A 13,556-nucleotide genomic window follows, 5' to 3' on the forward strand; every position below is an offset into this window, starting at 1 on the left:
GCTTCTTGTCAACAAGGAATGGGCTTTAGGCCGCCGCGTCCTTCAGCTTCTTCAGCGCGCGCACCTTGAGGCGTACGCTTGCAGGCTTGGCATCAAACCACCTTTCCTGACCCGTGAACGGGTCCTTGCCGAAGCGACGCTTCTTTGCTTCCACTTTCTGCACGTTGATTTTGAGCAAGCCCGACAGCGTGAACTCGCCAAGGCCCTTTTTGTGCACAGAACCCAGAATCGTGTCTTCGAGCGCCGCAAGCACGGCCTTCGCTTGCTTCGGCTCGACACCGGCCTGTGTTGCCACATGGGCCGTGAGCGACGCCTTGGTGAACGTGTCTTTCACCGGCTTGAGCGTGGCGCCGGCGGCCGGTGCCTTCTTCGTAGCTGCTTCTACCTTCTTCGCCGGTGCTGCCGCCTTCCTCGCTGCGGTCTTGGTTGCAGCGGGCTTGGCTGCAGGTTTTGCGGTCTTCGTTGCCATGTGCATCCTCTTCGTCGTAGTCTGAGAGACGCTTAAGACGAAGCACCCCGCAGCGTCGAGCGCTCGGCACATGCGTCGTCGTAAGCTGTCGGCTAGCGTAGCAACGGTTTATCCGGTACGCAATCGGAAAAACGCTTGAAACATGGGCTTTTCTGCGTTTATCTCTCGAATACAACCAAAATGTGACGCCGAGAAGCAGAGGAGGGTGCGCGACGCAGTTCGACAGGTTTTCGGACCCGCAAAGGCTGCATTGATTGGCATCAGCGTCGGGCAGGCTTACCTTGAATCAGCGCTCGTCGAGTACGAGCCATTCGACCGCATCAGCACAGTAGTCTTGCGGCCACGTGGATGCGAGTGTCTCCATTGCCTGTCTGGCCGGCGTCATCGGCAGTCCCTCGTTGCAGGGAATTCCACCGTGCAGAGCTTCCAGGGTACTCTGCGCGCAAACCAACTGGTCCAGCGCTCGCCGGAGTCGCTCCCTCATCGCATCGCTGAGCCCAAGCTCCCGTGCGACCACTTCAACGCCGCTCGCCGCATCTGCCAAGAGAAGCTGCAAAAGCTTCAACAGCCTTTCCGGCAATCCACCCGCGGGACCGCCGTCCGACACCGCGTCTCGGTTTTCATGAAAGTCATCCATGCAACCCGATAGCGAGCGTCACTTATATGCGCGCAGACCGGCCGAGCCGCTGACGGGTCCTGCCAACATAAGTTGGGCATTGAGACCTGCGGCGTCCCAATCCCCAACTAAATTCGCCCTTGGCGCCAAAGAGCGTTACGGCGACGCCGGCAAATTGGTCGAAACAGGGGAGAGCGGAAATGAGAATGTTGGCAACAGTTGGGCTGCTGCTGCTCATTGCGTCGTGTAGTCGCGGAGAGGATGACGGGTCATGGAGCTACGTGATGGCGCATCCCGAGAGCCGCTCACGCGAGTTCCAAACAGAAAACATGATTTGCGTTGTATGGGTGCCGCGAGGGATTGGCGACCCGGCGCTATCTTGCGCAAAGAAGTGACGCCCGACCGACAGCTACGAACTTTCGGCCTTCAGCGGACTCCACCGCGATTCTCAATAGCGCTTGAAATCAATGGCGGCCCTTCCAAAAAACATAGAGGAGCTTCACCCATCGCTGTGGCGGGGGTCGCAACTTGCCCGCGCCTATGGGAAGACTGTCGAGACCGGCTACCCCAAGCTTTCGGCGGAGCTGCCCGGTGGTGGCTGGCCCGTCGGTTCACTCATCGAACTGCTCGTTCAACAGCCCGGCGTCGGCGAAGTGCGGCTGCTTCGTCCAGCTCTTGTTGCTGTCAGCAAGCGACCACTCGTCTTGCTTGCACCTCCGCATGTCCCCAATGTTCTCGCGCTCGCATACTTTGGTCTTCCTGCTGACAAGGTCATGCGGCTCCGAGCGCCTAAAACCGCTGACGCCCTCTGGTCGGCCGAACGCGTACTGAGTGCCGGTACTTGCGGGGCATTGTTGTTTTGGCAGCAACACATCCGACCGGAATCGCTCCGACGACTTCACCTCGCAGCTCAGTCGGCCGAGACGTTGTTCGTGCTCATCCGGCCACTCGCGTGCGCGCAGGATGCGTCGCCAGCTACCTTGCGACTTGCGGTCAGGCCGGCCGATGGCGGAGTCGATGTGAATGTGGTCAAGCGAAGAGGGCCTACGCGATGCGAGAAGCTGTTCGTTCCGCTTCAGCCATCGCCCGTGCTTCTGAGCCCCCATGGCCGCGCACACCGCCACGCTTCCGCGTCGGACATTGCGGCGGCGAAGCTGTCAGCAGACATCGCGGCGGCTCACTAAACAGTTTCTGCGATTCTTCATTTCCACCCTCAGCGGCGCGCCAAAAGCTGCGAGCATTCTTGCGTGTTTGCACGAACCGCATTGTCAGTAGCAACAGAAACCATATCGAGTGTCGCCGTCCGTCCGACACATTGCTAGCACGACCGGATGACCCAGAGTGCACGGCCCTTGAGTTTTTCGCAGAAAAACAATAGGTTACGCCATCAAGGATGTCTAATAGGGACGTGGGCACAGAACGTGACTAGTACTCAGCGAGCGGCGCTGTCAACCGCTTTCATCCGAAACTCGGCCCTTTGCCGCAACCCACGTTCATGGTGAACCGAAATGAGCATACTAACGATTGCCGACCTGCCCTGCCAGGAAAGAGAACTGACTCGCGCCGAGATGGCGCACGTCGTCGGCGGGCACGATATCGAGAAGGAGAAGGCACTTGTCGAAGCCTATCGCGTCATCGCCTCGATGAACGCACTGGAGAATGAGCCGGACCCCGCCCCCCCTCACGTTGGGATGAAACTGTAGTCTCGGCACGACCGAGACCGTGAGTCATACGTTCTCAGCAACCGGAGCGGTCGCCCGTCTCGAAGGACGCGACCGCTTCTCTCGAGGGGCCGACCGGCGAGTGATGCTGCTGGCGCGCTAATCTCGCGAGGCCTTTTTTCTGCCCATTGCCGCGCGACCCTGCGGCGTTACGCTTAAGCCGCGAACACCACGGCTGGAACTTTCTCGACTTGCGTGAATGTGCGGACAAAGCGGTACCGCTGGTCGCCAATCTGGATTTGATTCAGCCCGGAGGACGTCAGCATTAACATTTCGTCCGCGAGCGCACGTGGAATCGTCCCCACCTTGCGTAGTTTTTCACGCGCCTCGGAAGGGTCGCCAAGATAGACAGTACACACCTCGGGAACGTGCCGAATTAGGACCACACTCGTCGCCACGTCGAGCGCGCGCTCCAGACATTCTGCAAGCGTTCGAAGCGCTTCGGGACTCTCTTGGCAAACATCCACAGCTGTCTTCTTCCCACCTGACATTGAGACCTCACAAGTCGAACCGCGCCGTATCCCTTCGCCCAAGCAGAGTATGCCGTCAAATCAAGATAGCATGCGTCGCTTCACAGTGTCACAGGCTGGCCACGCGTCAGCGATACGCAGGAGAAACCCACTTAAAAACAGCGCTTTCGGCGCATCTTTTCGTGGCACGGCCGTTGCGGTCAGCGGCTGAGTCGAGTCGCAATCTGATGGTATCAACCATGTCCGCCCTGCCTCCAAATCAAGCTAAGAAACTCACGGTCCTCCTCATCGACGACGAGGTGGACATATGCGCTGCTTGGTCGATGGTTCTAGAGATGGAGGGTATGACTGTATTAACCGCGCCTAACGGGCTAGACGGGTTAATGAAAGCGAAGTCTTGCAGGCCGGACGTTGTCATCTGTGACTTCATGATGCCCGGCATAAACGGGCTAGAAGTCTGCGCCGCCATTAGAGCAGAGGACGCCCTTCAGAAAGCATCGATAGTGCTATGGTCTGCGGCGAGGGGCATTGACGGCAAGGGCCTGGCAGACCTGGTCGTCGAAAAGCCGGTCGACACAGAGCAGTTCATCGAGCATATCCACGCCGTAGCCCTCCGAGGCCGCAGTTAGCGCCACCTGAACGACGCTGCTGTCAAAGCCGTCACCTCACGATTCGGATTTGTGAACCCGCTGTCGGAACTCGGGCGGGCTCTCATTCAAAGAGCCCCAGACGGCCTTGATATTCGCGATGTTTCGCGTGTACTCAGTGAAATCTGTCGGCTTGACGACGTACGCACTGATACCAAGGTCGTACGCTCGAACCACGTCTTGTTCTTGGACCGAAGACGTGAAGGCGACGACCGGTATGTCGCGGAGTGCGTCGCTTTCGCGCATCGCTTTGAGGACCTCGAGCCCGGTGACGCGCGGCATTTTTATATCAAGTAGCACAAATTCTGGGTCGTGGCCCACACGACCTGCAAATTCCCCTTCACGGAGAAGATAATCGAGTGCCTGCTGACCGTCTCTCAATGCGACGACGGGTTGCGTCGTATTTGCCCTCTCGAAGGCAATCTGAAGTAACTCCAGGTCACTCTCATCATCTTCGACGACGACTATCGGACGATTCGTACTGTTTTGCATTCTTTTTTTTGTCTAGCTGGCGGCGGTCGCTCGCAGAGGGGGGCGCAAAAGACGCATGCCTCGTTCAAGGGTGTCTGCATCCAGCGGCGCGCAAATGGATGCGATGGTCGAGCACATTGTGCACGCAGTGAAAATTGTTCGCACGTGCAATTTTTGCTATCGCGCAAACATGGCTGCCGGAAACGGAGGGCGCGGAAAGTCGTTCGGTGCAACTCGTTTCGCAAGTGGCGATGACAATCGTTTCGTCGCCGACGGCCAATTGATGTCTTGTGAACCGGCTGCAGTCCTGTACGCTTTGCGTCGGCTCTATGCCACTCCACCGACTTGCGCAGTTGGGAATCTCGGAGGCTGTTTGTTGAGCCGGCCCCAGACCGACAGTATGTTGCCAACGTCGTGTTTCAACTCCTCGAAGGAGGTCGGCTTCTGAACGAACGCATTCGCGCCAAGCTCGTAAGCGCGTTCTAAGTCCTGTGCAAGCCGTGACGAGGTAAGCACGACGACTGGTAACTTTCGAAGCTCGGGCGTTGCTCTCAAAGACTCGAGCATCTCCAACCCCGATACACGTGGCAACTTCAAATCTAACAATACGAAAAGTGGGTCCTGCTCATCGCGGTCCTGGAATTCGCCTTCGCACTTCAAATAGTCGAGTGCCCGCTGCCCGTCGTGAATTACCATCACTGGCAACCTGTTGTGGCAGCGCTCAAGCGCGGCCTGTAGCAGTTCGACATCAGCACTGCTGTCGTCGACAACTAGAATGGGGCGTTCCATCTTTTGTCTATATCGAGCGGATGTATTCACGCCCGCGCAAGAACCGGACCGGCCCTCACATCGGAACGAAATGACCGTCCGCACGAGTGCAAGGGTCTAATCTGAATCAACGTATCCGCGCGTAACCCATCAGGCGCTCACCTCTACGGCTACTGAGGCCGACTTCGAGCGGTGACACTCGGAGTCAGCCTCGACCACGTCGGCGCCCCTCACCGTTGCTTCACAATGACACTGTTGGCACTGCCTGACTGGCTCACGGCGGCGTTCGCGTTCGATTATTTTTTTCGCGACTCCAGCCTTCTAAGGCCCGAAGAGCAAGATACAACACACCGGCCGAGATAGGCTGCTAGCGCCTGAAGGTCAAAGCTCATTCTGCTGCCTCTGCGAAGCAGAATCGTAACTCCCCCTGACTGTACGTTAGCAGCGCTCCCTTGTTTCTCCCTTAGTCACCGAATGGGTCGGTAGCGGATTTTGATTCGGTGCTCAGGTTGTACTCAGCGCGTACAGCCTTAAGTACACCATCGATGTCGCGCTCGAAGCCGACCGCATTTCCAAAATGCGCCATGTTCCAGTTACATCCCGTTTTATCGGGCTCCTGCAATTGGGGCCGCGGAACTCGAATCTTTACGCCGTCTTCAACGATTTCCTGTAGCCGATGGATTCGTCGGTCAACTTCTTGCTGAAGTCGAGACGCATTGAGTGTTTTGCGTATCATTCGACGCTCCTTCTCTCGCGACGCTCCGTTCCACCGAGCTATGCTCGAGCAGCCGACCGTTACGCCGCAAGTCGATGCTCGTAGTATGGTCGGTCTCTATCATCAAGGATGGCATACATCGCATTCAAATTGGACTGGCTGGGATTAAGCCACGCTTCGATATTTTCGACTTTGATGGGCACGATGCATCGGTCGTGGCCAGCAGCCTCGACTTCGGGCGGTGGCGCGTCCGTGATTGCGGCGAAGGACAGCAGGTCGGGCTGCCCTGGCGCGGTCCATCTGGACCAGAGGCATGCAACATGCATCAACTGGCCGTTGCTCGGGCGAAACTCAAGGACGACGTTCTCATCTCGGTCATGCGTCTCAAGCAGCGTGTTCTCGTACTTCGCCTTTTTGACATTCTCGTAGAAGACGTCCACTAGCATCACGCCATGTGTGTAGCCGAAACAGGGTTTCCAGAAGCCTTCGAGATTATCGCGCCGTGCGTTATAAGTCCCCGGGTACTTCACATCGTAGTTCGCCGGCTTACCTGCTACTCGGCATTGGTACCGCATCGGCTTGACCACATATTTCCCGTTCTCCATCACAAGCACGGGCGCGTAAGAGCCGGGGAAGATGCGTGAGTCGCGAGGTTCGGGCCCGGTCCGATTGATGTCCTCGAGTCGGCGTAGGGAGGCCTCGATTTTGGCGGTCGCAATGCGCACGCTCTCGGTGGCCGCCTTCGTAACCTTCGACTTCAATGTGCGCTCGGCGTCCGCAAGGCGGGTTCGCTGCTTGAATAGCTCCTGCTCAAGCTTCGTCGTCTGGTCTGTGTTGTACCGGTCGATTAACGCTTTTATCTCGCTCTCGGCATCAGTCTGCGGTTCGCGAAACGCGTCGTCGACCGCTTTGGGAATCTTCGCCTTGCTGCCCTCGGCCCGCTCGAAGTACAGGCGCGCGAATTCCTCGATGTCCATGTGTGCACCGAAAGTTCTCACATACCTGCGATAGTCCGCCTGAATTTGGGCCGAGTAGCACATGCGTTGCCTTCTTTTGGTCGATTGATTGGCTGACCGGCTCAGAGAGATTGCTTGCACAGTTTCATCATCTTCTGAACCACCGAGCTAGCGTGATTAAGCTTCATTTCGCCAGTGAACAGCACCTGCACGTCGCTCTGCCGTACCGCGATGCCAGCGGCCTTCAACTCGCGCTTGGCAATCTTCATCGCAAGCTGGCCCAGCAGCACTCGGTTAAGCCAATGCATCGATACGCCGCTTCTCGCCAGCCAAAGTCGACTGCTCTCAACGACATGGTCAATGCGCCATTCGCGCGTCAGTGTGTGCGACGCAGCGACGGTTGCCACCAGGAAGCACAGCAAATCGGCGCGTGCGCCCGGCACTTCGTCTATATCAGGTTTATCCATTCCGTGGGTCCCGTTTGTTCTCCTTGCTCGAACTTCGGTCCTCCGCGCTGACTACACCGCGTTGTCGTTCCGACGCAAGAACCGTCGCACCCCTCGCAATGATGGCGGTCTCGGATGCCGCCATCGACCCTCCATCGGTTGTCGTCCTTAATCGAACTCGTACCAACGATGCGCCCGTTCTCTTGCGAGAAGAATGTCGGCTCAACAGCTTGCCGCGTGCCACAGTTCCGGCGATGGCCGCGTTGCCAGAGGCTTCGCCCAGCCATGCGACGAATTCGGCGACCTCAGGCATAGGGTACCTCCGTACAAGCATAGCCATTCGACTTCCCAGTAGCGACTAAAAAGGGGCAATTCACTGCTTCGCTTTTTGCGTTACGATACTGTACATCCATACAGTGTTTTAGCAAGATGGCCGCTCTACCTCAACACATCGAGTCGATTCATCCGAGCCTTTGGCGCGGGTCTCAGCTCGCCCGCGCGTACGGCAAGACGGTCGACACCGGATATGCCGCGCTGTTGGCCGAGTTGCCGGGCGGAGGCTGGCCGCTCGGCGCGTTGGTGGAACTGCTTGTCCAGCAGCCAGGGACTGGCGAGATGCGGCTGTTGAAGCCGGCTCTCCTCGAACGCAGTACGCGCCCCATCGTGCTGCTGCAGGCGCCGCACGCTCCAAACGCGTTGGCGTTCTCGTATCTCGGTTTGCCGTTGAACAAGGTGTTGAGATTGCAGGCGCCCAAGACGGCGGACGCCCTCTGGTGCGCCGAACGCGTGCTGCAAGCCAAGAGCTGCGGTGCCCTGGTGTTCTGGCAGCAGCACATCCGGGCTGAAGCGCTTCGACGTCTTCACCTAGCTGCCCAAGCGACCGAAACCTTGCTCGTGCTTATCCGGCCATTGGCGAGCGCGCAAGACGCATCGCCGGCAACGCTGCGGCTGGGGGTGAGACCCGCTGATGGCGGCCTCGTCGTTGACGTGGTGAAGCGACGAGGCCCAACCAAGACTGAAAAGCTATCCATCGCACTCCAACCATCGCCGATTCTCTTGAGCCCTTATGGCCGTGTTCGTCGCCATCTTCCTGCCCCGGCTTTCGCTGGAGGTGTTCCGTCCGAGGTGGTCGCCTCCGACTGAACACGGGTGTGCGGTGCTTGAACGCGACAAGGTAATTGTGATGGATGCGGCGGCACGAGAAGCAGGCGTTCTACCGGGGATGAAACGAGGCGGGGTGACGACGCTCGCCCCGGATGCGGCGGTGTACGACCGGAGCGTCCCGCTCGAGGCGGAGATGCAGCGCGCAGTCGCCTTCGGCCTGTTGCGCTTCTCCCCACAGGTCGCGCTATGCGACGAACAAACCATCGTCATGGACGTGACCGCCAGCCTGCGACTCTTTGGCGGCATTCGAAGCGTCTGCTCGCAAATCCGACGCGTCGTGAAGTCGATAGGCGTAACGGTTCGCATGAGCGTGGCGCCGACCGGGCAAGGCGCCTGGCTGCTTGCCAAACGCGGCCGTTGCCGCGTAGTCAAGATGCGCTCGCTCGAGCGGCATCTTGACTCGTTACCGTTTATGGTCGTACAGGAAGTCCGCGCATTCGCTGACTGGTTTCACGGTCTCGGCTGCCGAGCGTTGAGCGACATCCGGCGCCTGCCGCGCGCTGGACTGAAGAAGAGGTGTGGTGTGGATTTGTTGGATTCTCTCGACCGTGCTTATGGTCTGTCACCGGAGCTATATGAATGGCTCGAGGTCCCGCCAAACTTCAGCGCGCGCACCGAGCTTCCGGACCGTGTCGAGCATGCCGAAGCGGTGCTGTTCTCCGCACGTCGGCTTATCGTGCAGCTTTGCGGCTGGTTGAGCGCGCATCAGCTTGCGCTCACGCATGCGACGGTGTCGCTTGAACACGAGCGCGGTCGCCAGGCGGTCGAACCGACCATTCTCGAAATTGCGCTCGCAGAGCCAACGTGGCACGAAGAGCATCTCGTTCGTTTGCTGAAAGAACGGCTCGGTCGCACGGAGTTACAGGCGGCAGTTATCGCCGTGCGCTTGACCTCGTCGAAGGTTCAACCCGCCGAGCCGCCGTCGGAGGACCTATTCCCCGACCCGGGCGGTTCGGCGGAAGACCATAACCGCCTCCTTGAACTGCTAGTCGCAAGACTGGGTGCTGAGAACGTACTGCGCCCGGCGCCGACGTCCGACCACCGGCCCGAGCTCGCGAACCGATGGGTGTCCGTCCAGGACGACGCAAAGTTGTCGGTGCCGCCCGAAGGGTTGCCACGTCCAACATGGCTGCTCGAGGAGCCGCTTCGCTTGATGATGAAGAACCATCGTCCGTTCTACGGTTCTCCGCTTAAGCTCGTCTCGACGGGTGAACGCATCGAAGCGGGTTGGCATGACGGCGAGTTGGTCACGCGCGACTACTATGTCGCTGAGGCGAGCGACAAGAGCTGTTACTGGATATACCGCGAGCGGCCGAGCGTGAAGACGGAAGAAGTCCGATGGTTCCTCCACGGGCTGTTCGGATAAGCAGGTGTCGTCGTGGACTTCCCCTCGTCGGCGTTGCCGGACTACGCGGAGCTATTCGCATTCACCAACTTCTCTTTCCTCCATGGCGCTTCTCACGGCGAGGAATTGGTGCTGCGCGCATCGCAACTCGGCTACTCTGGGCTCGCCGTTACGGATGAGTGCTCTCTGGCGGGTGTCGTGCGGGCTCATGTACAGGCAAAGGAGGAGAAGCTCCCCCTTATCATCGGGTCGTTTTTCCGGCTTGTGAATGCAGACAGGAGTCCGGCGTTCGGGCTCATTTTGCTGGCTCAAAACCGCAATGGCTACGGCAACCTCTCCGAACTCATCACGCTGGGCCGCATGCGGGCAGCCAAGGGCGAGTACCTGCTGACCCCGAATGACATCTCTAGGCCCGAGAGAGAATACGCACATCTGAGAGGCATGCCCGATTGCCTCGCGATTCTCGTGCCAGATTTCCCCGCAAAGGAAGGCGCGCTTGCTGCTCAGCTTGAGTGGATGAACGATGTCTTTGCCGAGCGGGCGTGGGTCGGTCTTACGCTGCACCAGCGCGCGATGGACGACATCCACCGCGGTGTGGTCGAGTACATCGCCGACCAGTATCGCGTGCCGGTTGTCGCGACGGGCAACGTCGTCATGCATGTACGGTCGAGAAAGCCGCTACAAGACACGATGACGGCAATCCGTATTGGGAAGCCCGTTGCCGAGTGCGGTTATGACCTGGCGCCAAACGCAGAAGGGCATTTGCGCTCGCGGTTGCGGCTGGCGAATCTCTATCCACCGCATACGCTGTCCGAAACGCTCAATATTTTGGAGCGATGCAATTTCTCGTTGGACGAGCTTCGATACGAATACCCCGACGAACTCGTCCCCGAGGGGTTCACGCACGAGGCCTACCTGCGCCAAGAGACGTACATCGGCGCACATCGTCGGTTCCCGTCCGGCATCCCGCACGTGGTGCAGGAGCAGATTGAGCACGAATTGCAGCTCATCCGTGAACTGCAATACGAGGCGTATTTCCTCACCGTCTATGACATCGTCCGCTTCGCTCGCAGTCAGCACATCCTCTGCCAGGGGCGCGGCTCAGCGGCTAACTCCGCGGTCTGCTACTGCCTCGGCGTGACGGAGGTCGACCCCTCTCGCGGCAACATGTTATTCGAGCGGTTCATTTCGAAAGAACGAGGAGAACCGCCCGACATCGACGTCGACTTCGAGCACCAGCGTCGCGAAGAAGTCATCCAGTACATCTATGGCAAGTACGGTCGCGACCGCGCTGCAATCGCTGCTGCGGTTTCGACCTATCGTCCAAGAGGCGCGCTGCGTGAGACCGGGAAGGCGCTCGGCATCGACCCACAAATCGTTGACAAGGTCGCCAAGTCGCATCAGTGGTTCGACCACTCACAGGACCTGCTCCGGCGGTTCGAGGAGTTCGGGCTCGACCCTTCCAATCCACTTATTGCGATGTGGGCGACGCTGGCCGCGCAGATACTGAATTTCCCACGCCACCTGTCGCAGCACTCTGGTGGCTTTGTCATCAGTCGCGGCAAACTCACGCGGCTCGTGCCAGTCGAGAACGCCGCCATGCAAGACCGCAGCGCGATTCAATGGGACAAAGACGACCTCGAGGCGCTTGGCCTGCTGAAGATAGACGTTCTCGCGCTTGGCATGCTGTCGGCGATTCGGCGCACGCTCGACATCGTGTCCGAGCAGCGCGGCGAGCGTTTCGAGATGCAAGACATTCCAGCCGAAGACGAGGCAACGTACGACATGATTTCGCGCGCTGATACTGTGGGCGTATTTCAGATTGAGTCACGTGCTCAGATGAGCATGCTGCCTCGCATGAAGCCGCGCGAGTTCTATGACCTTGTCATTGAGGTTGCCATCGTGCGTCCAGGTCCTATTCAAGGCGGCGCCGTTCATCCTTATCTGCGACGGCGCCAAGGCCTCGAGCCGGTGAGCTATCCAAGCGGAGCGTTGAAAGCAGCGCTCGGTAGGACGCTTGGCGTGCCTATCTTCCAAGAGCAGGTCATGCAAGTCGCCATTCTCGCTGCCGGCTTCACACCGGGCGAGGCGGACCAGCTTCGCCGGGCAATGGCAGCGTGGAAGCGTAAAGGCGGCTTGGACAAATACTATGACCGTATCGTTGGCGGCATGCTCAATCGAGGCTACGATAAGGAATTTGCTGAGTCTATCTTCCAGCAGATTCACGGCTTCGGCGAATACGGCTTTCCTGAAAGCCACGCAGCTAGTTTTGCGCTTCTCGTGTATGCAAGCAGCTGGCTGAAATGTCACGAACCCGCCGCGTTCCTCGCTGCGATGCTCAATAGTCAACCGATGGGCTTCTATTCTCCGTCGCAACTGTTGCAAGACGCCACTCGTCACGGCGTGAAGGTCGTTCCGGTTGATGTGACCATTAGCGGGTGGGATTCTGTTCTCGAAAAGCAAGCTGACGGCTCTGTGGCGGTGCGCCTCGGACTCTCCCTTATGAAAGGCATGAAGGATGGTGCGGCAGAACGCATTGAGGCAGCGCGAGCCGTGAAGCAATTCTCGAGCGTCAGCGACCTTGCAAGGCGTGCGCAACTGGACCGGCGTGACCTGCAGGTGCTGGCCGCAGCAAATGCACTCTCGTCGCTCGCCGGGAACCGGCGCGAGGCGCTTTGGCAATCAGTCGCTGCAGTGCCGGACCGCGACATTCTTGCCGAAGCGCGCATTGATGATGAGACCCCGGTGCTTGGTGCGCCGTCGGAGGCCGAGAACATCGTCGCTGACTACAATTCGACAGGACTCACGCTCGGGCGTCACCCACTCTCGCTGCTTCGCTCAACTTTGCTCGAGCAGCGGTTAATGCCGGCCTCAACCTTGATGACCTACCGGAACGGTCGGCTTGCCCGTGCCTGCGGCCTGGTTACTGTTCGTCAAAGGCCCGGTACCGCGAAAGGCGTCATGTTCGTCACGATTGAAGATGAGACGGGCAATGTGAACGTCATCATCTGGCCGTCGCTTCTCGAGCGTCAGCGGCGAGAAGCGCTTGGTGCTGCATTGCTGGGGGTGTACGGCACTTGGCAGTGTGAAGGTGAAGTCCGACACCTCGTCGCGCAGCGGCTCGTCGACATGTCTCATCTGCTCGGCGGTTTGAATACGGTGAGCCGCAACTTTTGCTGAAACGTCCAAGGTCCAGGGAGGCGCTGCGCCGACGACCCGCAGCTCAAAGCAAAGGAACATCGCTTGCTATTTGGCTCAGTTGTTACCTCAACTTGAAGACAAATATGGCTGGCGACACTGCGTACAAGCCGCGCGAGATTGTGAAGGTTTCCGGCATCTACTCAGTCGTTCACGATGACGGCAAGGATACGTTCGAAGTGACATGCGTGGAGGGCGAGCACTTCCCGCCGACGCGACGTGGCAAGGGAGCGCATTTCGAACTGAAGTACGCTGCGACGCATTCGCACAAGCATGACGCGCTGAAAGGCACGGAGGGGCGCAACTGAAGTAAAGCCAGCCTCTCTGTCTTCCATGTGGTTCTTAGCCTTGCTCGGGGCGTGTAGAGCGAAATGAACTGCGAGACTGACGAGGCACGAGCCATCGCGCGCATTGCAGACGCAGCTCGTGAGGTATTGTCAGCATCAGAGTCGCTGGAGGCGTTTGTCAAGACGTCGAGCGATGAAAGCACGCGGGCCTTACTTTTGGCTCGTCTGACCGCTGCTGTAGATGAGCTGCAAACAGCGCGTGACGCGTTTGACGGACTGCCGA

Annotated in this window: 14 protein-coding genes; 7 read left to right on the forward strand and 7 right to left on the reverse strand. The window is 58.9% G+C overall.

The genetic code is table 11. The annotated features are described in order from the left end of the window. Positions 1-25: 25 nt before the first annotated feature. On the reverse strand, positions 26-469 hold the full coding sequence (locus AWB77_RS02355) for an HU family DNA-binding protein (protein WP_061133130.1): 444 nt from the start codon (positions 467-469) through the stop codon (positions 26-28). Positions 470-755: 286 nt separating this feature from the next. Next, the gene (locus AWB77_RS02360; RefSeq protein WP_061132760.1) at positions 756-1,106 is read right to left on the reverse strand and encodes a hypothetical protein; all 351 of its coding nucleotides are present in this window, start codon (positions 1,104-1,106) and stop codon (positions 756-758) included. A 446-nt stretch (positions 1,107-1,552) separates the two neighbouring features. Here AWB77_RS02360 and imuA (AWB77_RS34140) point away from each other — a divergent pair, with 446 nt between their 5' ends. The 3 genes from imuA (AWB77_RS34140) (at position 1,553) to AWB77_RS02380 (ending at position 3,905) form a co-directional block, all read left to right on the forward strand. Then, positions 1,553-2,269 carry a translesion DNA synthesis-associated protein ImuA gene (imuA, locus tag AWB77_RS34140; RefSeq protein WP_074168827.1) on the forward strand — a complete coding sequence of 239 codons (717 nt, stop codon included), beginning with the start codon at positions 1,553-1,555 and terminating at the stop codon, positions 2,267-2,269. A 324-nt stretch (positions 2,270-2,593) separates the two neighbouring features. After that, complete coding sequence (locus AWB77_RS02370; protein ID WP_061132762.1) at positions 2,594-2,788, forward strand: hypothetical protein; 195 nt, start codon at positions 2,594-2,596, stop codon at positions 2,786-2,788. Between the two features lie 727 nt (positions 2,789-3,515). Continuing rightward, positions 3,516-3,905 carry a response regulator transcription factor gene (locus tag AWB77_RS02380; protein ID WP_061132764.1) on the forward strand — a complete coding sequence of 130 codons (390 nt, stop codon included), beginning with the start codon at positions 3,516-3,518 and terminating at the stop codon, positions 3,903-3,905. Between the two features lie 36 nt (positions 3,906-3,941). On the opposite strand, the gene AWB77_RS02385 is transcribed toward AWB77_RS02380, so the two are convergent. The 5 genes from AWB77_RS02385 to AWB77_RS02400 all read right to left on the reverse strand — a co-directional run bounded on the left by AWB77_RS02385 (position 3,942) and on the right by AWB77_RS02400 (position 7,300). Then, positions 3,942-4,415 (reverse strand): response regulator, encoded by a 474-nt coding sequence (locus tag AWB77_RS02385; RefSeq protein ID WP_061132765.1) that lies wholly within the window; start codon positions 4,413-4,415, stop codon positions 3,942-3,944. Positions 4,416-4,721: 306 nt separating this feature from the next. After that, complete coding sequence (locus tag AWB77_RS02390) at positions 4,722-5,183, reverse strand: response regulator (protein ID WP_061132766.1); 462 nt, start codon at positions 5,181-5,183, stop codon at positions 4,722-4,724. A 442-nt stretch (positions 5,184-5,625) separates the two neighbouring features. Next, the gene (locus tag AWB77_RS34145) at positions 5,626-5,898 is read right to left on the reverse strand and encodes a hypothetical protein (protein WP_074168828.1); all 273 of its coding nucleotides are present in this window, start codon (positions 5,896-5,898) and stop codon (positions 5,626-5,628) included. A gap of 59 nt (positions 5,899-5,957) precedes the next feature. Continuing rightward, positions 5,958-6,917 (reverse strand): SOS response-associated peptidase family protein, encoded by a 960-nt coding sequence (locus AWB77_RS02395; protein ID WP_061132767.1) that lies wholly within the window; start codon positions 6,915-6,917, stop codon positions 5,958-5,960. 38 nt (positions 6,918-6,955) lie between these two features. Beyond that, on the reverse strand, positions 6,956-7,300 hold the full coding sequence (locus tag AWB77_RS02400; RefSeq protein ID WP_061132768.1) for a hypothetical protein: 345 nt from the start codon (positions 7,298-7,300) through the stop codon (positions 6,956-6,958). Positions 7,301-7,708: 408 nt separating this feature from the next. Between AWB77_RS02400 and imuA (AWB77_RS02405) the strand changes: the two genes are divergently transcribed. From imuA (AWB77_RS02405) to AWB77_RS02420, 4 genes are all read left to right on the forward strand, one after another. Next, on the forward strand, positions 7,709-8,422 hold the full coding sequence (gene imuA, locus AWB77_RS02405; protein WP_061132769.1) for a translesion DNA synthesis-associated protein ImuA: 714 nt from the start codon (positions 7,709-7,711) through the stop codon (positions 8,420-8,422). After that, positions 8,346-9,809: a Y-family DNA polymerase gene (locus tag AWB77_RS02410; RefSeq protein WP_061132770.1), complete on the forward strand. Its 1,464-nt coding sequence runs from the start codon at positions 8,346-8,348 to the stop codon at positions 9,807-9,809. The genes imuA (AWB77_RS02405) and AWB77_RS02410 overlap by 77 nt, the downstream gene beginning before the upstream one ends. Positions 9,810-9,821: 12 nt before the next feature. Beyond that, positions 9,822-12,968: an error-prone DNA polymerase gene (locus AWB77_RS02415; RefSeq protein WP_061132771.1), complete on the forward strand. Its 3,147-nt coding sequence runs from the start codon at positions 9,822-9,824 to the stop codon at positions 12,966-12,968. A gap of 104 nt (positions 12,969-13,072) precedes the next feature. Next, positions 13,073-13,294: a hypothetical protein gene (locus AWB77_RS02420; RefSeq protein WP_061132772.1), complete on the forward strand. Its 222-nt coding sequence runs from the start codon at positions 13,073-13,075 to the stop codon at positions 13,292-13,294. Positions 13,295-13,556 lie beyond the last annotated feature (262 nt).

It is taken from the genome of Caballeronia fortuita (assembly GCF_001544835.2).
Classification (GTDB): domain Bacteria; phylum Pseudomonadota; class Gammaproteobacteria; order Burkholderiales; family Burkholderiaceae; genus Caballeronia; species Caballeronia fortuita.

Coding starts and splice junctions, on each gene's coding strand:
- AWB77_RS02385 (WP_061132765.1), bottom strand. CDS start 4,415: ATGCAAAACAGTACGAATCGTCCGATAGTCGTCGTCGAAGATGATGAG.
- AWB77_RS02420 (WP_061132772.1), top strand. CDS start 13,073: ATGGCTGGCGACACTGCGTACAAGCCGCGCGAGATTGTGAAGGTTTCC.
- AWB77_RS02355 (WP_061133130.1), bottom strand. CDS start 469: ATGGCAACGAAGACCGCAAAACCTGCAGCCAAGCCCGCTGCAACCAAG.
- AWB77_RS02380 (WP_061132764.1), top strand. CDS start 3,516: ATGTCCGCCCTGCCTCCAAATCAAGCTAAGAAACTCACGGTCCTCCTC.
- AWB77_RS02410 (WP_061132770.1), top strand. CDS start 8,346: ATGGCCGTGTTCGTCGCCATCTTCCTGCCCCGGCTTTCGCTGGAGGTG.
- AWB77_RS02400 (WP_061132768.1), bottom strand. CDS start 7,300: ATGGATAAACCTGATATAGACGAAGTGCCGGGCGCACGCGCCGATTTG.
- AWB77_RS02390 (WP_061132766.1), bottom strand. CDS start 5,183: ATGGAACGCCCCATTCTAGTTGTCGACGACAGCAGTGCTGATGTCGAA.
- imuA (WP_074168827.1), top strand. CDS start 1,553: ATGGCGGCCCTTCCAAAAAACATAGAGGAGCTTCACCCATCGCTGTGG.
- AWB77_RS02360 (WP_061132760.1), bottom strand. CDS start 1,106: ATGGATGACTTTCATGAAAACCGAGACGCGGTGTCGGACGGCGGTCCC.
- AWB77_RS02370 (WP_061132762.1), top strand. CDS start 2,594: ATGAGCATACTAACGATTGCCGACCTGCCCTGCCAGGAAAGAGAACTG.
- AWB77_RS34145 (WP_074168828.1), bottom strand. CDS start 5,898: ATGATACGCAAAACACTCAATGCGTCTCGACTTCAGCAAGAAGTTGAC.
- imuA (WP_061132769.1), top strand. CDS start 7,709: ATGGCCGCTCTACCTCAACACATCGAGTCGATTCATCCGAGCCTTTGG.
- AWB77_RS02395 (WP_061132767.1), bottom strand. CDS start 6,917: ATGTGCTACTCGGCCCAAATTCAGGCGGACTATCGCAGGTATGTGAGA.